The organism is Pseudomonas sp. SCPG-7, assembly GCF_002156405.1.
GTDB classification, from domain to species: Bacteria; Pseudomonadota; Gammaproteobacteria; order Pseudomonadales; family Pseudomonadaceae; genus Aquipseudomonas; species Aquipseudomonas parakoreensis.
In genome coordinates, this window is the sequence record NZ_MVOO01000002.1 from 25639 (window position 1) to 50767 (window position 25129).

Sequence of the window (25129 nt, forward strand, 5' to 3'; positions counted from 1 at the left end):
TTCACTACTTTTTGTGCTGGCTGATGTGATTTCTAGGGGTGTTGATGCGGAGGTTGTCTATGTCGTACACAGCGCCGCCGTCTACGATCCGCTCGACGTGGTGTATTTCAAATACGCCTCGTGTGCCAACGGCCTCTCTATCTCGAACGGCGGGAGCATTGCCTGACACTAAACGATCTTGGGCATCCACATTGAACTGATTAAACAGGGCTGGATCATCCCGCACGGCCTGCCAGAATGCTTTCCGAAATGCATCGAAGCTTGAAAACTCCTTCCCCCTGAGCCTATCCGCAATCCGTGTCGGAATCGGCGCACCGATCCCCGTTCCCGCTCCAGCAAGCCATACCCCCGAAACATCCTCACCCACCCCCGTCACCGTCCCCGGCATCAGCCTGGCCGGCCTCGAAAACACCACATAAAGCGACTTCAGCCCAGTGTCCGCCGGAAACACCAGAATACAATCCTCGGCGGTAATGTCTTCGCCGGGCAGGCCTTCTATCTGGGTATCAGTGTTCTCGGGAATCGGGTGGACAAGGATCGTGTTCAGTTGCTCGCCGTGTTCCGGATAAACCAGCGGCGGCATTGAACCGAGTGGCCCGCGTTGCGGCGTCCACAAAATCGTAATGCCGTTGAGCCTGGCCTCCATGGCTGTCTTGTCGCTGTTCCACTCGACGTTGACGGTACGGACCGAGTCATCGCCCGAAGCGCCGGAATGAATGCCGTAAACCTGCATGACGCCTTGGGCATCGCGCCGAAACTGGAAGCGCACGCGAGTGCTGGCGCGGCTCATGCGGCGCAGCTGTTCGTCGGTGTGCAATGTGCCGTCGCTCATGCGGGTCGGCAGCATCCCAAGGATGAATACGCTGGCCGCGCCGCCTGCACCACGAATGGCCCAGTTGAGGCGTTGTTGCAGAATTCCGCCGCCGGCCATGCGCCCCAAAGCCAGGTCGGCGCCGAGCGCAGTCGCTACCGCGGTGCTGGCTGAGGGAAAGAGCATGGCCCCCGCGACCATGATCTTGCCGAAATTGGCGGCGGGCTCTGGCGTAGTGCCGGCGTCCGTTCGACACCAGTTATCCGGCGTGCAGGACTTGGCGAACACCTGATCTTCGCGGGGCTTGGGCGTTGGCCATTCATCCTTTTCGATGTACACCGGCTCCGGCGGGGGAGGCGGATTCCAAGCGGCCCATGAGCCGTTCCTTCTCGGACGTTTCCAAAGCCAATCTTCATTGAAGAGAGATTTGAATCGAGCCATGCCAACTCCCTGTATGGCTTTGAAACGAGCCAAGGGAGCTTGTCGGTCAACGGGGAATCGGGGCAAACCGATGGGGTGGGTTTCAAGTGCGAGGTTTTACGAAAAATCCAATTCGTACACCGCGCGCACCTTTTTCCTGCAGTGCTTTCCCGGTTTGTTGACGTGCCATTAACCTTGGTCAAGGCCAATCAGGAATTATGGGGAAGGGAATGGCAACTGGATGGCGAAGGTCGGTTTTGCAGCCATCGGGGATGAATCCCCTCGCCACGGGAGGGTGGTTTTCTCGAGGCATAAAAAAACGGCTTACCTTTCGGTAAGCCGTTTTTAGTACTTGGTGGCTACACAGGGACTTGAACCCCGGACCCCAGCATTATGAATGCTATGCTCTAACCAACTGAGCTATGTAGCCAAGTGGCGCGCATTATTCCCCTGAAATGGAAAAGCGTCAAGCGTAAATTTAAAAATTTTTTCTACGCTTTCAACCGTTTATCAAAATTACTGGCTCAGCAGGGGCGAAGGACAACGTTCGAACCAGCGGCTGGCCTGTTCATAGGCGTGCGCCAGTTGCAGAACCGCGAAGTCGGCCTGGTGCTTGCCGATGATCTGCAGCCCCATCGGCAACCCTTGTGCATTGAAGCCGGCCTGGACACTGGCCACCGGGCAACCCGACAGCGTGCCGGGGATGACTACCTCCATCCAGCGGTGATACGTGTCCATGCTCACGCCCTCGATAGACGTCGGCCAAGGCTGGGTTTTATCGAACGGGAAGACCTGTGCACTGGGCAGCAGCAGGTAATCGTAGCGTTCGAACAACCGGGAAATCGCCCGATACCAATCGCTGCGCACCACCGACGCGGCGAACACTTCGCTCGCCGAAAGCTTCAGACCGTTTTCCACTTCCCAGCAGGCTTCCGGTTTCAGCAGCTCGCGCTTCTGTGGATCAGCATAAGTTGCGCCCAGCGACCCCGCGACCATCCAGTGCCGCAACGTCCGCCAACTGCTCCACAACCGCTCAGGCGCGAACCCCGGCTGAACGGATTCAACGTGGCAGCCAAGGCTTTCAAAGTCGGCAAAGGTCTTCTCGCACAGCGACAGAACGCCGTTTTCCATCGGCAGATAACCGTTGAAGTCTCCCAGCCAGCCCAATCGCGTGCCCTTGAAATCTCGCTCCAGTGGCGCCGCAAAGACCTCACCGGACTCTGCAATGGACAGCGGCGCCCGCGCATCGCCCCCGGCCTGCACCGACAGCAGCAACGCCGCGTCGCGCACGCTGCGGGCCATCGGTCCTTCATAGCCAAGTTGATCGAAAAACAGATCGGCACTGTCATCAAACGGCACGCGGCCCTGAGAAGGGCGGAAACCAAAGATATTGTTGAACGCCGCCGGGTTGCGCAGCGAACCCATCATGTCGCTGCCATCGGCCACCGGCACCAGATGCATCGCCAGCGCCGCTGCTGCGCCGCCGCTGCTGCCACCGGCGGTTTTGCTCGGGTCATAAGCGCAGCCGGTAGCACCGAACAGCGTGTTGTAACTCTGCGAACCGAGGCCGAATTCCGGGGTGTTGGTCTTGCCGATGATGATCGCGCCGGCAGCCTTGATCCGCTCGACCATAATGCCGTCGCGCTCGGGAATAAAGTCCTTGAACAACGGTGAGCCGAGCGTGGTGCGGATGCCTTGGGTCAGCGACAGATCCTTGATCGCGTGGGGCAGGCCGTGCATCCAGCCACGGTATTCGCCACGCGCCAGTTCGGCGTCGCGCGCATCGGCCTGGGCCAGCAGAACATCCGGTGCCTGCAGGCTGATCAACGCGTTGACCTGCGGGTTGAAGCGTTCGATATGGGCAAGATAAGTCTGCATCACTTCGCGGCAGGACACCTGGCGCAGGCGGATGCGGTCGGCGAGTGCGTGGGCCTGTAAAAGGACCAGTTCGCTGATGTTATTGGAGTTCATGACAACGGCGCCTTTCAGACGGCTGAAGAAACGCCCCGGCGTCATGCCGGGGCGGCAGGAATCAACGCATCAGGTTGGTCCAGAGACGGTCAGCGAGGCGGATGGCGCCTTCGCCGCAGGTCTTGCTGAACACCACGTGAGTACCCTCGGGAATGTGCAATTCCGGCGCGTCCTTGAGCGCCGCATCGAGGAACGGTTCGACGCCTTTGATCGGGCTCTGGTGCTTGAGGAAGTTCTGGGTCATCGCCGCGTTTTCCGGCTGGCTGAGGAAGGCGATGAACGCCTTGGCATTCGCCGGGTTCTTGCTGCCGGTGGGGATGACCATGTTGTCGACCCAGGCCAGTACGCCTTCTTTCGGGTACAGGTATTTCAGGCTCGGTTTCATCTCGCGGGCGCGCATCGATGAGCCGCCCCAGAACATCGACATGTCGATTTCACCCGAGGCGAGGTTTTCGCGGATCGAGCCGGCCTTGGAGCTGTAAGTCTTGACGAACGGCTTCTGCGCCTTGAGCAGCGTCAGCACTTGTTGCATCTGTTTCGGGTCTTCACTGCACAGCGGCACATTCAGATAGAGGCTGGCCATGTCGACCATCTCGCTGGTCGAGTCGAACATGTTGATCCGTCCCTGCAACTCGGATGGCGGCTCGTATAAAACCTTGTAGCTGTCAGTCGGGCCTTTGTAGCGCGCGGTGTCGAGGACCACGCTGGTGGTGCCCCAGATGAATGGCACCGAGTACGCGCCCTCCGGGTCCCAACTCGGTTTTTTCAGGTTATCCACAACGCTGGCGTAGTACGGCTCCTTGACCGGGTCGAAGCGCTCCAACAGGTTTTCCTTGATCAGGATCGGGATGAACTGGTGCGACGGAATCGCCACGTCATACCCGGCGCCACCCTGTTTCAGTTTGGCCAGCAGGGTCTCGTTGGAGTCGTAGGAATCGACGGTGACTTCGATACCGGTCTGCTTCTGGAACTTGGCGAGAATCTCCGGCGAGAAGTACCCGCTCCAGCTCACCACGTTGAGTTTTTCCGCAGCCTGAACGCTGCCGGTCATCGCCAGCGGCACAGTCAGGAACAACGCAGTGCCGACGCTTTTTATCCACTTGCTCATGTTATTTCCCCACAGTTCTTGGAAGGTTCAGGCGTTCTTTTTGCCCAGCAGGTAAGAGAGGCTCACAAACAGCACCGAGACGCCGAGGATCAGGGTCGACACGGCGTTGACGTCGGGTGTCACGCCCATGCGCAACAGGCCGAAGATGAAGATCGGCAGCGTTGTCGTACCGGCCTGGGCGACCATCATCGAGATCACGAAGTTATCCAGCGAGACGATGAAGGCCAGCATCAGCCCGGAGAAAATTCCCGGCATCAGCAGCGGCAAGGTCACCTTGCGGAAGGTCCGCCACGGGCCGGCATACAGGTCGGCCGAGGCTTGCTCCAGCGACAGGTCCATGTCGTTGAGGCGCGCGCGAATCGGCAGGTAGGCGAACGGAATGCAGAACACCGTATGGGCGATGATCAAGTTGCCGTAGCCCAACGACAGGCCGATGGTGGAGAACAGCGCCAGCGTGGCCACACCGACGACAATTTCCGGCAGCACCAGCGGCAACATGATTGCGCCCATCGACAATTGCAGGCCCTTGAACTTGGCGCCGCGTGAGGTGCCGAGGGCGGCGAGGGTGGCAATCGCCGTGGCGATCATGCTCGCGCAGACCGCGATCAACAGGCTGTTGCCAGCGGCCTGACGCAAGGCCTGATTGGCGAACGCGGCGCGATACCAGTCGAGGCTGAAACCGGTCCACACCGTCGCGGACTGGTTGGCGTTGAACGAGAACACCACCAGCACCACGATCGGCGCGTACAGGTACAGATAGAACAGCAAGCTGAAGCCGCCGAAACCGGGAAAGTCCTGCACGCCCAGCCCTTTGCGTTTGAATAGCGCGAGCATTACGCACCTCCTTTGGCGATGCGCTGGCGCTCGGCGCGCAAGGCATACACGGTCAAGACCAGCATCACGGCGGCCATCAGCACCAGCGACAGCGCGGCGCCGAACGGCCAGTTACGTGCATCGCTGAACTGCCGGAAAATCAGGTTGCCGAGCATCATCCGCGTGCCGCCGCCGAGCAGTTCCGGGGCGATCATCGCGCCCAGGCACGGCACGAACGTGAGGATGGCGCCGGCGAGAATTCCCGGTTTAGCGATTGGCAGGACGACTTTGCGCAAAGTGCGCACGCGGCCGGCATACAGATCCTGAGCGGCTTCGAGCAAGCGAATATCCATCTTTTCCAGCGTGGCGTAGATCGGCAACACCACGAACGGCGCGTAGGTATAAACCAGCCCCAGCAGCACTGCGCCGTCGGTGTACAACAGTTGCAACGGCTCATGGATGACGCCCATGCCCATCAGGCTGTTGTTGATCACCCCGGTGTTGCGCAGCAGCAGAATCCACGCATAAGTGCGGATCAGCAGGTTGGCCCAGAACGGCACGGTGATCAGAAAGATCAGCAGACCACGCCGATGCGCCGGTTGCATCGCCAGCCATACCGCGACCGGGAAGCCGATCAACAGCGTGATGAGCGTGGTCAGCCCGGCAATGCCGACCGAGCGCAGGGCGATGATCAGGTAGGAATCGGCAAAGGCCAGACTGTCGTCCATCTGGCGTTCGAACAGCAACGAGGTGTAGGCATCGCTGCTGAAAACTTTATTGACCCCGCCGTAGGGGTTGGCTTCCATCAGCGAATAGCCGATGACGATCAGGATCGGCACCAGCAGAAACAGGCCGATGGCGACCAGCGCCGGGCTGACTCCGAGAAAACTCTGGAAAGCCTTGCGGCGTTCCAGCGTGTTGGCAATCGGTAAGGCGTGCATGGCAACTCCTCGGGCTCAATCGTGCAGGACGCTGGCGCTTCCGCGGTCGAACAACAGACCGGCCTGACTGCCGACCGCAAAGCGCAGGCTCTGGTCGACGCAGTTGGGCGTGCGCACGGTGAGGCGCGAACCGTCGCTGAGGCTGACCTGATATTGCAGGTCGGTGCCGAGGTAAATCTGCGCTTCGATCCGGCACGGCAGCGCGGCCTCGGTCGCGGCAGGCACCAGATGCAGGCGTTCGGGGCGTACCGACAAGGTCACGCTGGCGCCGACCGCCACGTCGCTGCACGCTTGCGCCGGCAGCGGGTGCCCGGCCGGCCCGGCGAACCAGGCCATGCCGTCCTCGATCTTCGTCACCGCGCCCTGGATGAAATTGGTTTCGCCGATGAAGTCGGCGACGAAGCGATTGCGCGGGCGTTCGTAGATATCTTCCGGGCGGCCGACCTGCTGCACTTCGCCCTCGGACAACACGGCGATGCGGTCGGACATGGTCAGCGCTTCTTCCTGGTCGTGGGTGACGAAGATGAAGGTGATGCCGGTCTTGGCCTGAATGGTTTTCAGCTCTTCGCGCATGGCCTGGCGCAGCTTCAGATCGAGCGCGGAAAGGGGTTCGTCGAGCAGCAATACTTTCGGGTGCGGTGCCAGGGCGCGGGCGAGGGCGACGCGTTGTTGCTGGCCACCGGACAACTGCGCCGGCTTGCGATTGGCGAAGCGCTCCATCTGCACCAGCGCGAGCATCTCCCGCACGCGTTCGGTGATTTGCGCCTTGTTCAGCACCTTGCCCATCGGCTGCGATTCGAGGCCGAAGGCCAGGTTCTCGGCGATGGTCATGTGCGGGAACAGCGCGTAATGCTGGAACACCGTGTTGACCGGGCGCAGGAACGGCGGTCGGTCGGCGATGTTTTCGCCGTACAGCAGGATCTCGCCTTCGGTAGGAAACTCGAAGCCGGCGATCATCCGCAGCAGGGTGGTCTTGCCGCAGCCGGAAGGGCCGAGCAGGGTGAAGAATTCGTTGTCGCGGATGTCCAGGTCGATGTTTTTCAACGCCACCGGACCGGTGTCCGGATCACCGTAAACCTTGCGCACCGAGCGGATCGACACCGCCAGCGTTTGCAGCGAATGCAGGGCATTCATGCGTTACCTCCGATTCCCCCATCGCCTGCGATTGCGCTGCGAATCAGCGAAGTCGTCGGGCCATGGATATTATTTTTCTGGGCAGGATCGAGATTGCGTACGGGGTGAAACCAGCTGTTTTATTGTTCTGCTGTGGCTCGATTATCAGCCAGTGCTTGCGTGAGGCGACACTTCAATTTAAACATGGCAGCTGTTAGTTAATTTAACAGCCAAAGGTGCCAGGAATCATGCCCGACCACCGTTTGCCGCCGCTCAACGCGGTGCGTGCATTTGATGCCGCCGCGCGCTTGGGCAGCTACGTCGAAGCCTCGAAAGCCCTGCACGTGACCCAACCGGCGATTGGTCGGCATGTGAAGTTGCTGGAGGACTGGCTGGGCATTCAGCTGTTCGAACGCACCTCGCGCGGGGTCAATTTGACGCCGGCGGGTGAGAAGTACCACCGCAAGATCAGCGCGGCGTTGCAGTTGATCATTGAAGCCGGCAAGGAGGCGCGGCCGAAAGATGCCGAGCGCTGGTTGCGGATCATGGTGGTGCCAGGGTTTGCCAAGCGCTGGTTGATGCCAAGGATCGAAACCCTGCGGCATCTGCGACCGGGATTGAAACTGGCGATCGAGCCAAACTCGACCTTCACCGAAGTCGACGGCAAAAGTGCCGATCTGGGCATCGTTTATGGCCTTGACGGGCAGTACGCCGACTCCCGTGCAGCATTGATCTGCCCGCGGGTGTTTCCGATCTGCACCCCGCAATACCTCGCCAGCATCGAGCCTGTGATCGGCCCGGCAGATCTGGTTCGCCATGAACTGATCCACGTCGATGACGGCGAGTGGTGGAACCTGTGGTTCGCTGCCCACAACCTGGATATTCACCTCAATTCCGACATGCTCTATGTCAACAACGATCACGCGCTGTCGGTGGCCGAGAGCGGGCAGGGCATTGCCTTGGCCAATGAAGTGCTGGTTCGCGAGGAGCTCAAGTCCGGCAAACTGGTGCGCGCGGTGGACGCGCAGGTGAAGCTGGAAAGCTACCGGGTCCTCACGCCGTCCGCCGAACTGTCGGCGGATGTGGCGTGGTTTATCCAGTGGCTGAAGACCGAGCTGGAAGCGGACTTCCCCGAAGCGCGGATCAGCTGAGGCGGAAGCGTGCGGTGTTGTCGCTCAGAGCCTTGCTGCCCTGACTCAGGGTATCCGCCGCGAGATTCACTGCGCGGGCACCTTCAAGCAGACGCACCGCGGCCTGATCGACCTGCTGGATATTGCCGCTGACTTCATCGGCGGTGCTCGCCTGTTCTTCCACGGCGGTGGCGATCTGCGCCAGGGTGTCAGTGACACTCTGTACCGCGCTGGCGATTTCGCCGAGACGTTCACCAAGACCGGTCACGGCGTCGGCATCCGATTGCGCTTGGCCGCAGGCGGCTTCCATCAGGCTCACCGCCTCGTTGACTGTGGCGCGCAGGCTGTCGACGGTGCCGGCGATCTGCGCGGTGGATGACTGGGTGCGCTGCGACAGGCTGCGCACTTCATCGGCGACCACGGCAAACCCGCGTCCCTGTTCGCCAGCGCGCGCGGCCTCAATGGCGGCGTTGAGCGCGAGCAAGTTGGTCTGCTCGGCGACGCCACGGATGGTGTCGACCACCAGTTGAATCTGCTGCCCTTGCTCGCTGACACGACCGAGTGCCGCTGCGGTGTCGTTCAGCCGTTGGTTGAGCTGCTGAATGCTCGCCGTGGTGCGCTGGCTGTCGCGGCTGCTGTCGGCAGCGATGCGCCGGGTCTGTTGGGCGCTGCCGGAGGCCTGTTCGCAACTCTGCGCCACACCTTGCGAAGTGGCGGCCAGTTGCGTCGCAGCGGCGGCGATCTGGCTGATCTGTAACTGCTGCGCTTCGACTTCGCTCAGCGCGCCGCTGGAGTGATCGTTGAGGCTGCGCACCGCGTGGCTCAGTTGCGAGGTTTCGTGATCGACCCCGAGCATGCTGGCGCGCAGTTGCACCACCGCGACGTTGAGCGCGGTGCTGATCGCCGCCAGCTCATCGCGGCCCACCACCGGGACTTGCAGGCTGAGATTGCCGTCACGCAGGGCTTCGGCAAGCAGGGTAATGCCGCTGGCGCTGCGGCGGATCGAGGCTTGCAGGCAGACGAACAGGTACAGCGCCGCCAGCAGCAGGCAACCGAACACTGCGGCGACCACGATGAACTGGCGAATCGCCGAAGCGTGGTAGGCGTCCAGGCGCTGATCCAGCGACAGCAGTGATTGCTGGCGCAACGAGGCGAGATCGCCCAGCAGAGCATCAAGGTTGCGTTCGAAGTCTTCCGGTTTGAGTGTAATGCTGCCGCCAAACACGCCGTCATCCAGCACCTTCAGCCCGGCATCAAGGCGCTTGAGGCTGTCGTGATACTGACCGGCCCAGATGTGCAGATCGCTCGGCAGACGCGCTTCGAGCAGGCCTGCGGTTTTGACAAGCTGCTCGCGGGCGTCGCCGATGCGGCCACGCAGATCGCGCAGTTGCAAGCGACTCTGCAAAGTGAACTGTCCCGAGACCACCGAAGCCTGGCCGACGGCGGCGAGGCGGCCCACGCGCTCGATCAGATCCGGTGCGTGCTGCGTGGAGATCTGCGTCAGCAAATAGGTTTCCAGCCATGGCGCCAGCGTCAGGCGGTTGTCCATGACGATTTGCTCGCGCAACGCTTGCAGGGCGCTGAGGGCGTTGGTGAAACGATCGTAACCGTCCGGCCACCAACCGACGCTGCTCAGGCTTTTCGAGTCCAGACCACCGAGCGCGGTTTGCAGGGCTTGATAGCGGGCGAGGGTTTCGCCTTCGGCGCCTTCCTTGTTCAGCGCGTTGCCCAGATCGCTGGTGGCTTGCTGGAGGGCCGGTTGCACGGCGTCAAATGCAGCCATGGCGGCGAGGGTGGCCGGGGTCGGCTGGCGATTGGTTTCGGTGGCGCGCCAACGGGCGGCGCGGTCACGCTGGGCGGCGAGCAGGTTGTCCAGGGCATCGAGGCTGAGCAACTGGCGCACGCCGGCACGCTCACCGGCAATCAGATTGAGCTTGTCGCGATAGTCCTGACCAATCATCAACAGGCTGCCGGCCAACGGCAGAATGAACAGCAGAAACAACAGCTGAAATTTACGCGCGAAGCCAAACCGCCCCAGCAATTTGATCCCCGGTGAAAGGAAAGCCTGCATGCCCCATGACTCCTCTGGACACCACGCACCAACGGCGTGCATCGCGGTCGTGCGACCTCGATGTTGTGCCCTGCTAAAAGGCCTCGAAAGTTCACTCTCGCCCGCTCGGTAGGCCGGCTCTGTAGCGAAACTTCCCATTCTCGGCGACCTTTGTAAGGCCGCCGCGTTCGAGGGGAGAAGCAAGGCAAGATTCAGACCATGGCGTTGAGCTATCACCCTTTCCACCTGTAGGAGCTGCCGCAGGCTGCGATCTTTTGATCTTGCCCTTTTAAAAACAGAATCAAAAGATCGCAGCCTGCGGCAGCTCCTACAGGGATTGATGAGTCATCGAACTGGACGTTAGTTAGCTGGCTAAGGGGATGGCGTTGGTGCACCGAAAAATGGCACATTGACGCACCTGCCCGCGTGCACCCATCTGCTGTACGGAAACTTCCATGGCTATCAGCAACGCTCAGACCGCCGCTGCCTCGGCGTCCTCTCCTTCCCAAAGCAGCCCGTTGGTGATGCGTATCATCGGCGCGGTGGCGCTGGCGCATTTGATCAACGACCTGATTCAGTCAGTGCTGCCGTCGATCTATCCGATGCTCAAAGCCAACTATGGCTTGAGCTTCACTCAGGTCGGGCTGATCACGCTGACCTTCCAGTTGACCGCATCGCTGCTGCAGCCGTGGGTCGGTTATCACACTGACCGCCATCCGAAACCGTGGCTGTTGCCGGCAGGTTCGATTTGCACGCTGATTGGCATCGTCATGATGTCAGTGGTCGGCAGTTTTCCATTGATTCTGCTGGCGGCGGCATTGATCGGTATCGGTTCCTCGACCTTCCACCCCGAAGCCTCGCGAATTGCCCGGTTGGCCTCGGGTGGACGCTTTGGTCTGGCGCAATCGACGTTTCAGGTCGGTGGTAACGCTGGCTCTGCATTCGGCCCGTTGCTGGCGGCGGCGATCATCATTCCGTTCGGTCAGGGCAACGTGGCGTGGTTCGGTCTGTTCGCGGTGTTTGCGCTGTTCGTGCTGTACCGCATCAGCCGCTGGTACGCCCATCACTTGAACCTGTTCAAGCTCAAGGCCGGGCAGGCGGCGACTCACGGGTTGTCGAAGGGCAGGGTGATCAGTGCGCTGGTGGTGCTCGGTCTGCTGGTGTTCTCCAAGTATTTCTACATGGCCAGCCTCACCAGCTATTTCACCTTCTACCTGATCGAGAAGTTCAACCTGTCGGTGGCCAGTTCGCAGTTGCACCTGTTCCTGTTTCTCGGTGCGGTGGCGGCGGGGACGTTCTTTGGCGGGCCGATTGGCGACAAGATCGGGCGTAAAGCGGTGATCTGGTTTTCGATTCTCGGCGTGGCACCGTTCACCTTGCTGATGCCGCACGTCGATCTGTTCTGGACCTCTGTCCTCAGTGTGGTGATCGGCTTCATCCTCGCCTCGGCGTTCTCGGCGATCGTGGTTTACGCGCAGGAACTGGTGCCGGGCAATGTCGGGATGATCGCCGGGGTGTTCTTCGGCTTGATGTTCGGTTTTGGCGGGATCGGCGCGGCGTTGCTCGGGCATCTGGCGGATGTGCACGGGATTGAGTACGTGTATTTCCTGTGCTCGTTTTTGCCGTTGTTTGGCGTGCTGGCGATCTTCTTGCCACGCACTAAAAAGGCCTGACCCCACATCACTTCCAACTGTGGGAACGAGCCTGCTCGCGAATGCGGTGTGGTATTCACAGAGGTGTGACTGACACTCCCTTTTCGCGAGCAGGCTCGCTCCTACAGGGGAAATATGTTCAGCAGTAAATTTCAGGCACAAAAAAGCCGCGTATCAAACGCGGCTTTTTCTTGGGCGTGTCGCTTACACGTTGAAGCGGAAGTGCATCACGTCGCCGTCCTTGACGATGTAGTCCTTGCCTTCCAGGCGCCATTTACCGGCTTCCTTGGCACCGGCTTCGCCCTTGTACTGGATGAAGTCGTTGTAGGCGATGACTTCGGCGCGGATGAAGCCTTTCTCGAAGTCGGTGTGGATCACGCCGGCAGCTTGGGGGGCGGTGGCACCGACGCGGACGGTCCAGGCGCGGACTTCTTCGACGCCGGCGGTGAAGTAAGTCTGCAGGTGCAGCATTTCGTAGCCGGCGCGGATTACGCGGTTCAGGCCAGGCTCTTCCAGGCCCAGGGCCTCGAGGAACATGTCCTTCTCTTCGCCGTCTTCGAGTTCGGCGATTTCCGCTTCGATCTTGTTGCACACCGGAACCACCATGGCGCCTTCTTCTTCGGCGATGGCCTTGACCACGTCCAGGTGCGGGTTGTTCTCGAAACCGTCTTCAGCGACGTTGGCGATGTACATGACCGGTTTGGTGGTCAGCAGGTGGAAACCCTTGATGATCGCCTTCTCGTCGGCGCTCATGTTCTTCATCAGGCTGCGCGCAGGCTTGCCTTCGGTGAAGTGAGGGATCAATTGCTCCAGCAGGGCTTTCTGAGCCACTGCGTCCTTGTCACCACCCTTGGCATTGCGCGCGACTTTCTGCAGTTGCTTCTCGCAGCTGTCGAGGTCGGCGAAGATCAGTTCCAGGTCGATGATTTCGATGTCGCGCTTCGGGTTGACGCTGTTGGACACGTGGATCACGTTGTCGTCTTCGAAGCAGCGCACCACGTGAGCGATGGCGTCGGTTTCACGGATGTTGGCCAGGAACTTGTTGCCCAGACCTTCACCTTTCGAGGCGCCGGCTACCAGGCCTGCGATGTCGACGAATTCCATGGTGGTCGGCAGGATGCGCTTCGGATTGACGATGGCCGCCAGAGCGTCCAGACGCGGATCCGGCATCGGCACGATGCCGCTGTTCGGCTCGATGGTGCAGAAGGGGAAGTTCTCGGCCGCGATACCGGATTTGGTCAGGGCGTTGAACAGGGTGGACTTGCCGACGTTAGGCAGGCCGACGATGCCGCAATTGAATCCCATGGTGTTTCCCCTCGGATTAGAGTCAGGCCTTCTGGCTGTGCAGGTTTTTCATCGCGCGGTTCCATTCACCGGCGAGGATATCCGGCAGCACGCCGAGGGCAAAGTCGATGCTGGCATCGAGTTTTTCCTGTTCGGCGCGTGGCGCACGACCCAGGACGAAATTTGAAACCATACTGGCGACGCCCGGGTGGCCGATGCCAAGCCGCAGGCGGTAGAACGTATTCTGATTGCCCAGTTGCGCGATGATGTCGCGCAACCCGTTGTGACCGCCATGGCCGCCGCCCTGCTTGAGCTTGGCGACGCCAGGAGGCAGGTCGAGTTCGTCGTGCGCCACCAGGATTTCTTCAGGCTTGATGCGGAAGAAACCGGCGAGTGCCGCCACGGCCTGGCCGCTGCGGTTCATGTAGGTGGTGGGAATCAGCAGACGAACATCCTGACCCTGATGCGAGTAGCGCCCGGTCAGGCCGAAATATTTGCGATCGGCCACAAGGTTCACACCTTGCGCGGCGGCGATGCGCTCAACAAAAAGGGCCCCTGCGTTATGCCGGGTCTGTTCGTATTCGGCGCCTGGATTTCCCAGGCCAACGATCAGTTTGATGGCAGTCACGATAGGGGCCCTTCCTTGGAGTGGTGTTTGACATCGCCGCGATCAGTGAAGGCGGCGAAAGTGGACGAAAATTGCTCATTTACCATGAATGTAAACTCCGCGTTCCCGCCCGCTTTCTCGCTACGTTCCAGTCCGCGATGTTTCACTCACTCCGACGAACAGAGTGAAATTACTCTGCTGCGCCTTCTTCGGTAGCTTCTGGAGCAACACGTGGAGCGTGGACGTTGGCTACTGCCTTGTCATCGCCGTGTGCCAGAGCAACGAACTCGACACCTTTAGGAGCTTTGAGGTCCGACAGGTGAACGATGGTGCCGATTTCAGCGTTAGCCAGGTCGACTTCGATGAACTCAGGCAGGTCTTTTGGCAGGCAGGAAACTTCGATCTCGGCAACAACGTGCGAGATTTCGCCGCCTTTCTTCACTGGAGCAGCTTCGTTGATGAAGTGCACAGGAACGATAGCGGTCAGTTTCTGGCCAGCGACTACGCGTACGAAGTCAGCGTGCATCACGTGGCCTTTGGCCGGGTGACGTTGCAGTGCCTTGATCACGACGTTTTGTTTCTTGCCACCAACGTTCAGCTCGATGATGTGGCTGTAAGCCGCTTCGTTTTCGAGCAGTTTGGCAACTTCTTTGGCCAGCATGCTGATCGATTCAGGGGCTTTGTCGCCACCGTAAACAACAGCTGGAACCAGAGCGGCGAGACGACGCAGGCGGCGGCTCGCACCTTTCCCCAGGTCGGAACGCACTTCAGCATTCAGAGTAAAATCGTTCATTTTGTATCTCCAAAATAGCCATGACCGAGCGGCGTTTGCGACCAGCGCCAAACACGGTATGGGCAAAAAAGCCCCGCCCCGACAGGTATGCCGGGGCGGGGCGCTTTTCGTCAACGAGACATTTCGAGAAGGGCAGGGCCCTTAACGGAACATCGCGCTGATCGATTCTTCATTGCTGATGCGGCGAACCGCTTCGGCAACAACCGGTGCGATATCCAGTTGACGGATACGTGCACAGGCTTGTGCTGCAGCGGACAGCGGGATGGTGTTAGTCACCACCAGCTCGTCCAGCACGGAATTTTCGATATTCTCGATGGCCCGACCCGACAGCACAGGGTGTGTGCAGTAGGCAAAGACCTTGGCTGCGCCATGCTCTTTCAGGGCCTTGGCCGCGTGGCACAGAGTGCCGGCGGTATCGACCATGTCATCGACCAGAATGCAGGTACGCCCTTCGACATCACCGATGATATGCATCACTTCAGAGTGATTGGCTTTCTCACGGCGTTTGTCGATGATCCCGAGATCCACGCCCAGGGATTTGGCAACGGCACGTGCACGCACGACGCCACCAATGTCCGGGGACACGATCATCAGGTTTTCGAAGCGCTGATCTTCAATATCATCCACCAGAACCGGGGAGCCGTAGATGTTATCTACCGGTATATCGAAGAAGCCCTGAATCTGGTCAGCATGCAGATCAACCGTGAGCACACGGTCGATGCCGACTACGGTAAGCATGTCAGCAACGACTTTCGCGCTGATAGCCACACGTGCGGAACGCGGACGGCGATCCTGACGGGCATAACCAAAATAAGGAATAACAGCAGTGATACGAGTAGCCGAGGAGCGGCGGAAGGCATCAGCCATCACTACCAGTTCCATCAGGTTATCGTTGGTCGGAGCGCAAGTCGGCTGAATAATGAAAACGTCTTTACCGCGAACGTTTTCATTGATCTCGGCAGTAATTTCGCCGTCGGAAAACTTGCCGACAGAGATGTCACCGAGAGGGATATGCAGCTGACGTACAACACGCCGAGCCAGATCGGGGTTAGCGTTCCCCGTAAAGACCATCATCTTGGACACGCGCAGTACCTAGAGGCTGAGGGTAACCTGGATGAGTATAGAAAATGGCAGGGGCGGCTGGATTCGAACCAACGCATGGCAGGATCAAAACCTGCTGCCTTACCGCTTGGCGACGCCCCTGTATCTGTTGCTTCAAGTGCCTGGCACTTGATTCCTTTTAGAGCAGACTTTGCAGCTTGCGATGCAACATCGAAACGTTGCTTCCTTTTGCTACAAACCCTGTAAGGGTCTCTGTAAGAAGGGCCGAGACTTTATCAGCTTCAGCTTTGCTTGGGAAGCCCCCAAACACACAACTTCCAGTTCCGGTGAGTTTTGCTTCGGTAAATTTACCTAACAAATCCAATGCGTTACGTACCTCTGGATAACGCCTTGCAACCACCGGCAAGCAGTCATTTCGACTGTTTCCCTCGGGAACGGGGCGCACTTTAATGGGCGGCGTGTTACGTGTCAACAAAGGATCGGAAAAAATTTCTGCCGTACTTACAGAGACTTGCGGCACGAGCACCAGATACCACGGTTCTTCGGGGTCGACCGGGGTCAGTTTTTCGCCCACGCCTTCGGCAAATGCCGCGTGACCACGAACGAAAACCGGCACGTCAGCGCCGAGCGAAAGGCCCAGTGCCGCGAGGCGATCTTCATCCCAGCCCAGTTGCCACAGGTGATTGAGACCGAGCAGGGTAGTGGCCGCGTTCGAGCTGCCACCGCCGATGCCGCCACCCATCGGCAGCACCTTGTCGATCCAGATGTCGATGCCCAGTGTGCAGCCGGACTGTTGCTGGAGCAGTTTCGCCGCGCGCACGATCAGGTTGCTGTCGTGGGGCACGCCAGCGAATTCGGTGTGCAGCTGAATCACGCCGTCGTCGCGCACGGCGAAGGTGATTTCGTCGCCGTAATCGACAAACTGAAACAGCGTCTGCAGTTCGTGATAACCGTCTGCACGGCGCCCGAGAATGTGCAGCATCAGATTGAGCTTGGCCGGCGACGGCAGCGTCAGACGTGGAGCGGTCATGGGTTATTGCCCCAATTTACGCGGTTGCCAGGTCTTGATCACCAGCGTCACGTCCAGATCGGTGCCATGCAGTTTGATTCGCTCGGGCAGCCAGTAACCGTTTTGCTCGGCGTAGCTGAGGTACTCGACCTTCCAGCCGTCCTGTTCCAGATTGGCCAGGCGACTGTCGTTATCCAGGGTCAGACGGCTTTTGCTGCTGGGTGCCGGCAGGCCACGGACCCACCAGGCCAGATTCGACACGGGCAACTTCCAGCCCAGTTGCTCTTCGAGCAGCGCTTCTGGCGACTCGGCGTCATAGCGGCCCTGATTGGCGACTTCCAGCGAGACCTTGCCCGGACGCCCGGTCAGACGCGCCGCGCCACGACCCAGCGGGCCGGACAGACGAATGTCGTAGTAGTCCTGACGTTGCAGCCAGAACAGCGTGCCGCTACCGGAATCTTTCGGTGCGCGGATGCCGATCTTGCCGTCGATCTGCCAGCCGTCGAGGCCGGTCAGCTGTTGTTTGTTTGCGGCCCACTGAGCCGGACTGCCGTGGCCCTCGACCGATTCGCGAGCGCCGAAGCCCGCGCAACCGGCGAGCAGGGCGATGAAACTGAAAACAATAACGTGGCGCAAAAACATGAGTTAAAGAGTCTCGGATCCGGTCAGGCGCTTGATGGTGCTGCGCAGGATGGTGCTGTCGGGCTGATCCTTGAGGAATTTGCCCCAGACTTGTTTGGCTTCGCGCTGATTGCCCTTGACCCACAGGACTTCGCCCAGGTGCGCGGCGACTTCGTGGTCCGGGAAGCGCTCGAGAGCCTGACGCAGATACTTCTCGGCGTCGTCCAGATTGCCCATGCGGAAATTCACCCAGCCAAGGCTGTCGAGTACCGCCGGGTCTTCCGGATTGATCTGGTGCGCCTGTTCGATCAGGGCTTTGGCTTCGGCATAGCGGGTAGTGCGATCGGACAGGGTGTAGCCCAGTGCATTGAGTGCCATGGCGTTGTCCGGATCGCGCTTGATGATCAGGCGCAGGTCTTTTTCCATCTGCGCCAGATCATTGCGTTTTTCCGCGAGCATGGCCCGGGTGTAGAGCAGATTCAGATCGTCCGGGTATTGCTGCAAGGCTTTATCCAGCGTTTTCCAGGCCTTGTCGTCCTGTTTGTTGGCCGACAGGGTTTCGGATTCGATCAGATACAGCTGGATCGCGTAATCCGGCTGGGCATCGCGCTCGGCCGCCAGTTTGCTCTGGGCTTCGGCGGTCTTGCCGTTGTTCATCAGAATGTCCGCCTGACGCAGTTGCGCCGGCAGATAGTCATTGCCAGGGCCGACCTGGGCGTATTCGATCAGCGCGCCCTGTGGATCGTTGCGCTCTTCAGCGATGCGGCCGAGGTTAAGGTGTGCCGAATCGACGTGGCTTTCCCGGGCGATCAGGTCTTCCAGATAACCTTTGGCCTCGTCCCAGGCCTTGGCTTCCAGGCAGACCAATGCCAGCGAGTAACGTAGTTCGTCATCTTCCGGGTATTGCTGAACCAGGGTGGAGAACTCGACTTTGGCGTCGTCCATCCGGTCCTGTTCGACCAGGGTGCGCGCATACGTCAGGCGCAGGCGCTTGTCGTCCGGGTATTTCTTGATGCTTTTGCGCAGCAGTGGCAATGCTTCGTCGCCACGATTCAGAGTTTGCAGCAGGCGCGCGCGCAACAGGATCGGAGCAATCTCGCCTTCTTCCGGCGGGTTGTCTTCGAGCAGGCTCAGGGCGGCTTTATTGTCGCCGTCCTGTTGCAGCAACAGGGCCTTGCCGAAAATCAGCTGACTGTTCTTCGGGTGGCGCTGCAGCAGACGGTCGAAACTTTTCATCAAACCGTTGCGGGTTTCCTGATCGGTATCGGCCGCCGACAGTGCGAGGAAGTCGAAATGAGTGTCGCCCTTGCCCTGCAGGACTTTCTCCATGTAGACCATGGAGTCGTCGTAACGCCCGGCGCGTGCCAGTTGCACGGCAGCGGCGCGCTGCGCTTCGAGGTCGTCCGGGGCGTTTTTTGCCCAGATCAGCGCGGTATCCAGCGCAGGCTGGTCGGCACCGAGGTATTCGGCGATGCGGAACGCGCGCTCGGAAACCCCCGGATCCTGGGTATTGATCGCCTGGGTCACGTAGTTGTCCAGGGCAATGTCGAAACGATTGCGCTGGCCGGCGAGTTCGGCGCTCAACAGGCTGAAGACGGTTTCCTCGCTGAACGAGCTGTAAACCTTGGGTTTTTCAGGCGCGGGCGTGGTGTCTTCGACCGGCGGGGTACCGTCCGGCGAAACGGGTGCCATGGCCTGGCAGCCGCTGAGGAAGACAAAAGCAAGGAGCAACGCGGAAGATCTATTCATATAGGAGAAGGACGACTAACCTGCGGTCGGATCATCATGACACAAGCCTTCGGTCAAACATAACCGAGTCTCGAATGTGGCCTTTATAGTGGCCGACAATTGGGGCAATAGTCAGCGGTAGTTGTTCTGAATCTGACGAAGTAGGACAATTGCCGGCTTCACGTCACCATCAGCGACCTTGAATGGCCTTCCTTGCACTCGGTATTAACCACAAGACTGCTTCAGTAGACGTCCGCGAGCGCGTGGCCTTTACCCCTGAGCAGCTGGTGGAGGCCTTGCAGCAGCTCTGCCGACTCACCGACAGCCGCGAAGCTGCGATCCTCTCCACCTGCAATCGCAGTGAGCTTTATATAGAACAGGATCAGATTTCCGCTGATCTGGTTCTGCGCTGGCTGGCCGATTATCACCATTTAAGCCTCGATGAGCTGCGTGCGAGCGCTTATGTGCACGAAGATGATGCGGCAGTTCGTCACATGATGCGCGTCGCCTCCGGGCTCGACTCGCTGGTGCTGGGCGAACCGCAGATCCTCGGCCAGATGAAATCGGCCTACGCCGTGGCGCGTGAGGCGGGCACCATCGGCCCGCTGCTGGGGCGGCTGTTTCAAGCGACGTTCAACGCCGCCAAGCAAGTGCGTACCGACACCGCCATCGGTGAAAACCCGGTGTCCGTGGCGTTTGCCGCCGTCAGCCTGGCCAAACAAATTTTCAGTGATTTGCAGCGCAGCCAGGCCCTGTTGATCGGCGCCGGCGAGACCATCACGCTGGTCGCCCGCCATTTGCACGAGCTGGGGGTCAAGCGCATCGTGGTCGCCAACCGTACGCTGGAACGTGCCAGCCTGCTGGCCGAGCAGTTCGGCGCGCATGCGGTGCTGCTATCGGACATTCCGGCAGAACTGGTGCGCAGCGATATCGTGATCAGTTCGACCGCCAGTCAGTTGCCGATCCTCGGTAAAGGCGCCGTCGAAAGCGCGCTGAAGCAGCGCAAGCACAAGCCGATCTTCATGGTCGACATCGCCGTACCCCGCGACATCGAGCCGGAAGTCGGCGAACTCGACGACGTTTACCTGTACAGCGTCGACGATCTGCACGAAGTGGTTGCCGAGAACCTCAAGAGTCGGCAGGGCGCAGCCCAGGCGGCGGAAGAGATGGTCTCGGTCGGCGCCGACGATTTCATGGTGCGTCTGCGTGAGCTGGCGGCGGTCGATGTGCTCAAGGCTTATCGGCAACAAAGCGAGCGCCTGCGCGACGAGGAGCTGCAAAAGGCCCTGCGTCTGCTGGCCAACGGCGGTAACGCCGAAGAGGTGCTCGGGCAACTGGCCCGTGGCCTGACCAATAAACTGCTGCATGCGCCCAGCGTGCAGTTGAAAAAGCTTTCTGCCGAAGGCCGCCTCGATGCGCTGGCCATGGCCCAGGAACTCTTCGCCCTCGAGGGCTCACCGGATAGTTTTTCGGATAAAAAACCGCAATGAAAGCGTCACTGCTCAACAAGCTGGATACCCTCCAGGACCGTTTCGAGGAACTGACCGCGCTGCTCGGCGACGGCGAAGTCATTGCCGACCAGGCCAAATTCCGCGCTTATTCCAAGGAATACGCCGAACTCGAGCCGGTGGTACAAGGCTATAAAAAGCTGCTCGGCGTACAAAGTGATCTTGAAGGCGCCCAGGCGCTGCTCAAGGACAGCGACCCGGACATGCGTGAAATGGCCGTGGAAGAAGTCCGCGAAGCCAAGGAATTACTGATCAGACTGGAAGATGATCTGCAGCGCATGTTGCTGCCCAAGGATCCCAATGACGGGCGTAACGTCTTTCTCGAAATCCGCGCCGGTACCGGTGGCGACGAAGCGGCGATCTTCTCCGGCGATCTGTTTCGCATGTACTCGCGTTACGCCGAACGGCGTGGCTGGCGCGTGGAGATCCTTTCGGAAAACGAAGGCGAGCACGGTGGCTATAAAGAAGTCATCGCCCGCATTGAAGGCGACAACGTTTACGGCAAGCTGAAATTCGAGTCCGGCGCGCACCGAGTACAGCGTGTACCCGCCACCGAATCCCAGGGCCGTATCCACACCTCGGCCTGCACCGTGGCGGTGTTGCCCGAGCCGGACGAGCGGGAAGCCATCGAGATCAACCCGGCGGATCTGCGTGTCGACACTTACCGCTCCTCCGGGGCCGGTGGTCAGCACGTCAACACCACCGACTCGGCGATCCGCATCACGCACATACCGACCGGCACCGTCGTCGAGTGCCAGGAAGAACGTTCCCAGCACAAGAACCGTGCGCGGGCGATGGCCTGGCTGTCGGCCAAGCTCAACGACCAGCAGACCGCCGCAGCGGCCAATGCGATTGCCAGCGAGCGTAAGCTGCTGGTCGGTTCCGGCGACCGTTCCGAGCGTATTCGTACTTACAACTTTGCTCAGGGCCGGGTCACCGACCATCGCGTCAACCTGACCCTGTACTCCCTGGATGAAATCCTCGCCGGTGGCGTTGAAGCGGTGATCGAGCCTTTGCTGGCCGAATACCAGGCCGACCAGCTTGCAGCGATAGGTGAATAAATGACCATCATTGCCAGTCTGCTGCGTGCCGCCGAACTGCCGGATTCGCCAACGGCGCGCCTGGATGCCGAATTGCTCCTGGCGGCGGCACTGGGCAAGTCGCGCAGCTTCCTCCACACCTGGCCCGAGCGCATCGTACCCAGCGAAGCGGTGCTGATTTTTACCGAGTACCTGCAACGGCGTCGAAGTGGCGAGCCGGTGGCCTACATCCTCGGTCAGCAGGGTTTCTGGAAACTCGATCTGGAAGTCGCGCCGCACACGCTGATTCCGCGCCCGGACACCGAATTGCTGGTCGAAGCTGCGCTGGAGCTGCTGGCGGCAACGCCGGCGAAAGTGCTCGATCTTGGCACCGGCAGCGGCGCGATTGCCTTGGCCCTGGCCAGCGAACGCCCGGCGTGGCAAGTCACGGCGGTGGATCGCGTGCTGGAAGCCGTGGCCCTGGCCGAACGCAACCGCCAGCGCCTGAGCCTGAACAACGCCACGGTGCTGAGCAGCCACTGGTTCAGCGCCCTCCAAGGCCAGCGCTTCGATCTGATCATCAGCAACCCGCCCTACATCGCCGCTGCCGACCCGCATCTGGTCGAGGGCGACGTGCGCTTCGAACCGGCCAGTGCGCTGGTGGCCGGTGTCGACGGGCTCGACGATCTGCGCCTGATCGTCGCCCAGGCCCCGGATCATCTGGAAGCCGGCGGCTGGCTGATGCTCGAACACGGCTATGATCAAGCCGAGGCCGTGCGTGATCTGCTGCTCACTCGCGGTTTTGAACAAGTCCACAGCCGCACCGATCTAGGCGGCCATCAACGGATCAGCCTGGGGCGCCTGCCGTGCTGAATGATCAGGAATTGCTGCGCTACAGCCGGCAGATTCTGCTGCAACACATCGACATCGATGGGCAACTGAAGCTCAAAGACAGCCGCGTGCTGATCGTCGGCCTCGGCGGTCTCGGTGCGCCGGTCGCGCTGTATCTGGCGGCGGCCGGTGTCGGTGAGTTGCATCTGGCGGATTTCGACACGGTCGACCTGACCAACCTGCAGCGTCAGATCATTCATGACACCGACAGCGTCGGCATGAGCAAGGTCGACTCGGCGCTCAAGCGCCTCGGCGCGATCAATCCCGAGATTCAACTGGTGCCGCACCGTCAGGCGCTGGACGAGGACTCCCTTGCCGCTGCCGTGTCGGCGGTGGATCTGGTACTCGACTGTTCCGACAATTTCTCCACCCGCGAAGCGGTCAACGCCGCGTGCGTGGCCGCGCGCAAGCCGCTGGTCAGCGGCGCGGCGATTCGTCTGGAAGGGCAGTTGGCGGTGTTCGACCCGCGTCGCCCGGAAAGTCCGTGCTACCACTGCCTGTACGGGCATGGCAGCGAAGCCGAACTGACGTGCAGCGAGGCGGGTGTGGTCGGGCCACTGGTGGGCCTGGTCGGCAGTCTTCAGGCGCTCGAGGCCTTGAAAGTGCTGGTCGGTTTCGGCGAACCACTGGTAGGCCGCTTGCTGCTGATCGATGCCTTGGGTTCGCGCTTTCGTGAGCTGCGGGTCAAGCGCGATCCGGGCTGCAGCGTCTGCGGATCGCACGATGCGTGAGGCACCGATCGCGGTGTTCGATTCCGGTGTCGGCGGCTTGTCGGTACTGGCCGAGATCCAGCGGTTGCTGCCCCATGAGTCACTGCTGTACTTCGCCGATTGCGGGCACATTCCCTACGGCGAAAAATCCCCTGAGTTCATCCGCCAGCGCTGCATGGTGATGGCCGGTTTTTTCCGCGAGCAGGGCGCCAAGGCCCTGGTGATTGCCTGCAACACCGCGACGGTGGCCGCTGTTGCCGATCTGCGCCGGGATTTCCCCGAGTGGCCGATTGTCGGCATGGAGCCTGCGGTCAAACCTGCTGCTGCCGCGACCCGTAGCGGTGTGGTTGGCGTACTTGCCACCACCGGCACGTTGCAGAGCGCCAAGTTCGCCGCGTTGCTCGATCGTTTCGCCACCGATGTTCGCGTCATCACCCAGCCGTGCCCCGGTCTGGTCGAGCTGATTGAAAGCGGCGATCTGCATAGCGCCGAGCTGCGCGCATTGCTCCAGCACTATGTCGAGCCGCTGCTGGCCAATGGTTGCGACACGATCATCCTCGGCTGCACCCACTATCCGTTTCTCAAACCGATGCTCAAGTCGATGCTCCCCGAAAGCATCAGCCTGATCGACACCGGTGCCGCCGTCGCCCGCCAGTTGCAGCGGCTGCTGGTCGAGCGCGGGTTGCTCGCCGACGGACCGAACCAGCCAGTCAGATTCTGGACCAGCGCCGATCCGGCGTCCTTTCGCAAAATCCTGCCCCTGTTGGGCCAGGCCGTCGGCGACGTCGAAAAATTCACCTTGTAAAAAAAATGTGAAATATCTAAAAAGTCAGCTGAACTTCTGCTCAAGCGCTGATTTCTATACCGCTGGGTTTACTAAAAAACCAAACGATCGTTCCGGAAAAGGAAGTTTCAAAGTGAAGCGACTATTCTGCTTGGCCGCGATTGCGGCTGCACTGATGGGGCAAAGTATTACCGCACAAGCGGCAGGCGTTGAGTTTGCAGTGGGTGCGACCAGCGATTCGACAATGACGTATCGCCTGGGCATGAATTTCGATTGGGACAAGAGCTGGCTGCAAAGTGACGTCGGTCGCCTGACCGGTTACTGGAGCGGTGCCTACACGTATTGGGAGGGTGACAAGACTTCCAGCAACAACAGCCTGTCGTTCTCGCCGGTGTTCGTTTACGAGTTTGCCGGTCAGTCGGTCAAGCCGTATGTTGAAGCGGGCATTGGTGTCGCAGCGTTCTCCAACACCAAATATGAAAGCAACAACATCGGCGGCTCTTTCCAGTTCGAAGACCGCATCGGTTTTGGCCTGCGCTTCAATGGCGGGCATGAAGTCGGGATCCGTGCGACGCACTACTCCAACGCCGGCCTGGCCAGCAGTAACGACGGTGTAGAAAGCTACGCGCTGCATTACACGATGCCGCTGTAAGCAAGATCAAAAGATCGCAGCCTGCGGCAGCTCCTAAAGGAAAACCCAATCCCCTGTAGGAGCTGCCGCAGGCTGCGATCTTTTTGCATCTAATCAACGGTAGGCCGTGGCAATGCCTTTGCGTTCTTCAATGCACTCCGGTGCACCCATCTCGAACTCGCGACAGATCAGCGGACGTCGTTCGTAGATCGTGCACATCATGCTGTCGCGATCCAGCGCCGCGCACCAGCCGTCGTCCAGACGCAGCATGACTTCACCGCCCCACTCATCGGTATCGATAAAGCGCTCAGGCACGCCGGTGTCGGTGATCAGCATCACTTCAAGCTGGCAGCAGCACGCCGCGCAGGTCGAACAGGTGACCGCTGGCTCGGTGATTTGCTGGTGGGGAATGGTTTTCATGCCGGGCAGTGTAAGGCAGCCGCCGGGTATCGTGTGAAAGGTCTGACAGACGC

At 60.3% G+C, this 25129-nt stretch carries 23 protein-coding genes and 2 tRNA genes; 8 read left to right on the plus strand and 17 right to left on the minus strand.

Annotated features, from left to right (window positions below; all coding sequences use genetic code 11):
• Positions 1–4: 4 nt before the first annotated feature.
• From B1722_RS04460 to B1722_RS04490, 7 genes are all read right to left on the minus strand, one after another.
• A complete protein-coding gene (locus tag B1722_RS04460; RefSeq protein ID WP_086791586.1) occupies positions 5–1252 on the minus strand; it encodes an S-type pyocin domain-containing protein in 1248 nt (415 codons plus the stop codon).
• 332 nt (positions 1253–1584) lie between these two features.
• Positions 1585–1661 (minus strand) — tRNA-Met (locus B1722_RS04465).
• Between the two features lie 86 nt (positions 1662–1747).
• Positions 1748–3202, minus strand: coding sequence for an amidase (locus tag B1722_RS04470; protein WP_086791930.1), 1455 nt, complete (start codon positions 3200–3202; stop codon positions 1748–1750).
• A gap of 61 nt (positions 3203–3263) precedes the next feature.
• Entirely contained in the window at positions 3264–4310 is a 1047-nt protein-coding gene (locus tag B1722_RS04475) for an extracellular solute-binding protein (RefSeq protein ID WP_086791588.1), read from the minus strand.
• 27 nt (positions 4311–4337) lie between these two features.
• Entirely contained in the window at positions 4338–5144 is an 807-nt protein-coding gene (locus B1722_RS04480; protein WP_041072499.1) for an ABC transporter permease, read from the minus strand.
• On the minus strand, positions 5144–6064 hold the full coding sequence (locus tag B1722_RS04485; protein WP_086791590.1) for an ABC transporter permease: 921 nt from the start codon (positions 6062–6064) through the stop codon (positions 5144–5146). The genes B1722_RS04480 and B1722_RS04485 overlap by 1 nt, the downstream gene beginning before the upstream one ends.
• 15 nt (positions 6065–6079) lie before the next feature.
• Positions 6080–7198, minus strand: a complete 1119-nt coding sequence (locus tag B1722_RS04490; RefSeq protein ID WP_086791592.1) for an ABC transporter ATP-binding protein — start codon at positions 7196–7198, stop codon at positions 6080–6082.
• Positions 7199–7425: 227 nt separating this feature from the next.
• On the opposite strand from B1722_RS04490, the gene B1722_RS04495 reads away from it, so the two are divergent.
• Positions 7426–8328 carry a LysR substrate-binding domain-containing protein gene (locus tag B1722_RS04495; RefSeq protein ID WP_041072493.1) on the plus strand — a complete coding sequence of 301 codons (903 nt, stop codon included), beginning with the start codon at positions 7426–7428 and terminating at the stop codon, positions 8326–8328.
• On the opposite strand, the gene B1722_RS04500 is transcribed toward B1722_RS04495, so the two are convergent.
• Positions 8321–10378 (minus strand): methyl-accepting chemotaxis protein, encoded by a 2058-nt coding sequence (locus B1722_RS04500; RefSeq protein WP_086791593.1) that lies wholly within the window; start codon positions 10376–10378, stop codon positions 8321–8323. The two genes, B1722_RS04495 and B1722_RS04500, sit on opposite strands and share 8 nt — an antisense overlap.
• A gap of 434 nt (positions 10379–10812) precedes the next feature.
• Between B1722_RS04500 and B1722_RS04505 the strand changes: the two genes are divergently transcribed.
• The gene (locus B1722_RS04505; RefSeq protein WP_086791595.1) at positions 10813–12030 is read left to right on the plus strand and encodes an MFS transporter; all 1218 of its coding nucleotides are present in this window, start codon (positions 10813–10815) and stop codon (positions 12028–12030) included.
• Positions 12031–12213: 183 nt separating this feature from the next.
• Here B1722_RS04505 and ychF read toward each other — a convergent pair whose 3' ends face one another.
• The 8 genes from ychF to B1722_RS04545 form a co-directional block, all read right to left on the minus strand.
• Positions 12214–13314: a redox-regulated ATPase YchF gene (ychF, locus tag B1722_RS04510; protein ID WP_041072487.1), complete on the minus strand. Its 1101-nt coding sequence runs from the start codon at positions 13312–13314 to the stop codon at positions 12214–12216.
• Between the two features lie 22 nt (positions 13315–13336).
• Positions 13337–13921 carry an aminoacyl-tRNA hydrolase gene (pth, locus tag B1722_RS04515; RefSeq protein ID WP_003228164.1) on the minus strand — a complete coding sequence of 195 codons (585 nt, stop codon included), beginning with the start codon at positions 13919–13921 and terminating at the stop codon, positions 13337–13339.
• A gap of 169 nt (positions 13922–14090) precedes the next feature.
• The gene (locus B1722_RS04520; RefSeq protein ID WP_007967646.1) at positions 14091–14693 is read right to left on the minus strand and encodes a 50S ribosomal protein L25/general stress protein Ctc; all 603 of its coding nucleotides are present in this window, start codon (positions 14691–14693) and stop codon (positions 14091–14093) included.
• Between the two features lie 141 nt (positions 14694–14834).
• Positions 14835–15776, minus strand: a complete 942-nt coding sequence (locus B1722_RS04525) for a ribose-phosphate pyrophosphokinase (RefSeq protein ID WP_003171603.1) — start codon at positions 15774–15776, stop codon at positions 14835–14837.
• Between the two features lie 45 nt (positions 15777–15821).
• Positions 15822–15896 (minus strand) — tRNA-Gln (locus B1722_RS04530).
• A 37-nt stretch (positions 15897–15933) separates the two neighbouring features.
• A complete protein-coding gene (ispE, locus tag B1722_RS04535) occupies positions 15934–16785 on the minus strand; it encodes a 4-(cytidine 5'-diphospho)-2-C-methyl-D-erythritol kinase (RefSeq protein WP_041072479.1) in 852 nt (283 codons plus the stop codon).
• Between the two features lie 3 nt (positions 16786–16788).
• Complete coding sequence (gene lolB / locus B1722_RS04540; protein WP_041072477.1) at positions 16789–17406, minus strand: lipoprotein insertase outer membrane protein LolB; 618 nt, start codon at positions 17404–17406, stop codon at positions 16789–16791.
• A 3-nt stretch (positions 17407–17409) separates the two neighbouring features.
• Positions 17410–19134, minus strand: coding sequence for a tetratricopeptide repeat protein (locus B1722_RS04545; RefSeq protein WP_041072474.1), 1725 nt, complete (start codon positions 19132–19134; stop codon positions 17410–17412).
• Positions 19135–19316: 182 nt separating this feature from the next.
• On the opposite strand from B1722_RS04545, the gene hemA reads away from it, so the two are divergent.
• From hemA to B1722_RS04575, 6 genes are all read left to right on the plus strand, one after another.
• Positions 19317–20603, plus strand: coding sequence for a glutamyl-tRNA reductase (hemA, locus tag B1722_RS04550; protein WP_041072472.1), 1287 nt, complete (start codon positions 19317–19319; stop codon positions 20601–20603).
• A complete protein-coding gene (gene prfA, locus B1722_RS04555; RefSeq protein WP_027612234.1) occupies positions 20600–21682 on the plus strand; it encodes a peptide chain release factor 1 in 1083 nt (360 codons plus the stop codon). The genes hemA and prfA overlap by 4 nt, the downstream gene beginning before the upstream one ends.
• A complete protein-coding gene (gene prmC / locus B1722_RS04560) occupies positions 21683–22513 on the plus strand; it encodes a peptide chain release factor N(5)-glutamine methyltransferase (protein ID WP_041072468.1) in 831 nt (276 codons plus the stop codon).
• Positions 22507–23262 (plus strand): molybdopterin-synthase adenylyltransferase MoeB, encoded by a 756-nt coding sequence (locus B1722_RS04565; RefSeq protein ID WP_086791597.1) that lies wholly within the window; start codon positions 22507–22509, stop codon positions 23260–23262. The genes prmC and B1722_RS04565 overlap by 7 nt, the downstream gene beginning before the upstream one ends.
• Positions 23255–24046: a glutamate racemase gene (murI, locus tag B1722_RS04570; protein ID WP_086791599.1), complete on the plus strand. Its 792-nt coding sequence runs from the start codon at positions 23255–23257 to the stop codon at positions 24044–24046. Before B1722_RS04565 ends, murI begins: the two co-directional genes overlap by 8 nt.
• Before the next feature lie 112 nt (positions 24047–24158).
• A complete protein-coding gene (locus B1722_RS04575) occupies positions 24159–24677 on the plus strand; it encodes an acyloxyacyl hydrolase (protein WP_027612230.1) in 519 nt (172 codons plus the stop codon).
• Positions 24678–24770: 93 nt separating this feature from the next.
• Here B1722_RS04575 and B1722_RS04580 read toward each other — a convergent pair whose 3' ends face one another.
• Positions 24771–25076: a YkgJ family cysteine cluster protein gene (locus tag B1722_RS04580; protein ID WP_041072462.1), complete on the minus strand. Its 306-nt coding sequence runs from the start codon at positions 25074–25076 to the stop codon at positions 24771–24773.
• Between the last annotated feature and the right edge of the window lie 53 nt (positions 25077–25129).

Excerpts from the sequence above, each read along its gene's own strand:
- B1722_RS04460 (WP_086791586.1), bottom strand. The coding sequence starts at position 1,252 with ATGGCTCGATTCAAATCTCTCTTCAATGAAGATTGGCTTTGGAAACGT.
- B1722_RS04470 (WP_086791930.1), bottom strand. The coding sequence starts at position 3,202 with ATGAACTCCAATAACATCAGCGAACTGGTCCTTTTACAGGCCCACGCA.
- B1722_RS04475 (WP_086791588.1), bottom strand. The coding sequence starts at position 4,310 with ATGAGCAAGTGGATAAAAAGCGTCGGCACTGCGTTGTTCCTGACTGTG.
- B1722_RS04480 (WP_041072499.1), bottom strand. The coding sequence starts at position 5,144 with ATGCTCGCGCTATTCAAACGCAAAGGGCTGGGCGTGCAGGACTTTCCC.
- B1722_RS04485 (WP_086791590.1), bottom strand. The coding sequence starts at position 6,064 with ATGCACGCCTTACCGATTGCCAACACGCTGGAACGCCGCAAGGCTTTC.
- B1722_RS04490 (WP_086791592.1), bottom strand. The coding sequence starts at position 7,198 with ATGAATGCCCTGCATTCGCTGCAAACGCTGGCGGTGTCGATCCGCTCG.
- B1722_RS04495 (WP_041072493.1), top strand. The coding sequence starts at position 7,426 with ATGCCCGACCACCGTTTGCCGCCGCTCAACGCGGTGCGTGCATTTGAT.
- B1722_RS04500 (WP_086791593.1), bottom strand. The coding sequence starts at position 10,378 with ATGCAGGCTTTCCTTTCACCGGGGATCAAATTGCTGGGGCGGTTTGGC.
- B1722_RS04505 (WP_086791595.1), top strand. The coding sequence starts at position 10,813 with ATGGCTATCAGCAACGCTCAGACCGCCGCTGCCTCGGCGTCCTCTCCT.
- ychF (WP_041072487.1), bottom strand. The coding sequence starts at position 13,314 with ATGGGATTCAATTGCGGCATCGTCGGCCTGCCTAACGTCGGCAAGTCC.
- B1722_RS04520 (WP_007967646.1), bottom strand. The coding sequence starts at position 14,693 with ATGAACGATTTTACTCTGAATGCTGAAGTGCGTTCCGACCTGGGGAAA.
- ispE (WP_041072479.1), bottom strand. The coding sequence starts at position 16,785 with ATGACCGCTCCACGTCTGACGCTGCCGTCGCCGGCCAAGCTCAATCTG.
- lolB (WP_041072477.1), bottom strand. The coding sequence starts at position 17,406 with ATGTTTTTGCGCCACGTTATTGTTTTCAGTTTCATCGCCCTGCTCGCC.
- B1722_RS04545 (WP_041072474.1), bottom strand. The coding sequence starts at position 19,134 with ATGAATAGATCTTCCGCGTTGCTCCTTGCTTTTGTCTTCCTCAGCGGC.
- hemA (WP_041072472.1), top strand. The coding sequence starts at position 19,317 with ATGGCCTTCCTTGCACTCGGTATTAACCACAAGACTGCTTCAGTAGAC.
- prfA (WP_027612234.1), top strand. The coding sequence starts at position 20,600 with ATGAAAGCGTCACTGCTCAACAAGCTGGATACCCTCCAGGACCGTTTC.
- prmC (WP_041072468.1), top strand. The coding sequence starts at position 21,683 with ATGACCATCATTGCCAGTCTGCTGCGTGCCGCCGAACTGCCGGATTCG.
- murI (WP_086791599.1), top strand. The coding sequence starts at position 23,255 with ATGCGTGAGGCACCGATCGCGGTGTTCGATTCCGGTGTCGGCGGCTTG.
- B1722_RS04580 (WP_041072462.1), bottom strand. The coding sequence starts at position 25,076 with ATGAAAACCATTCCCCACCAGCAAATCACCGAGCCAGCGGTCACCTGT.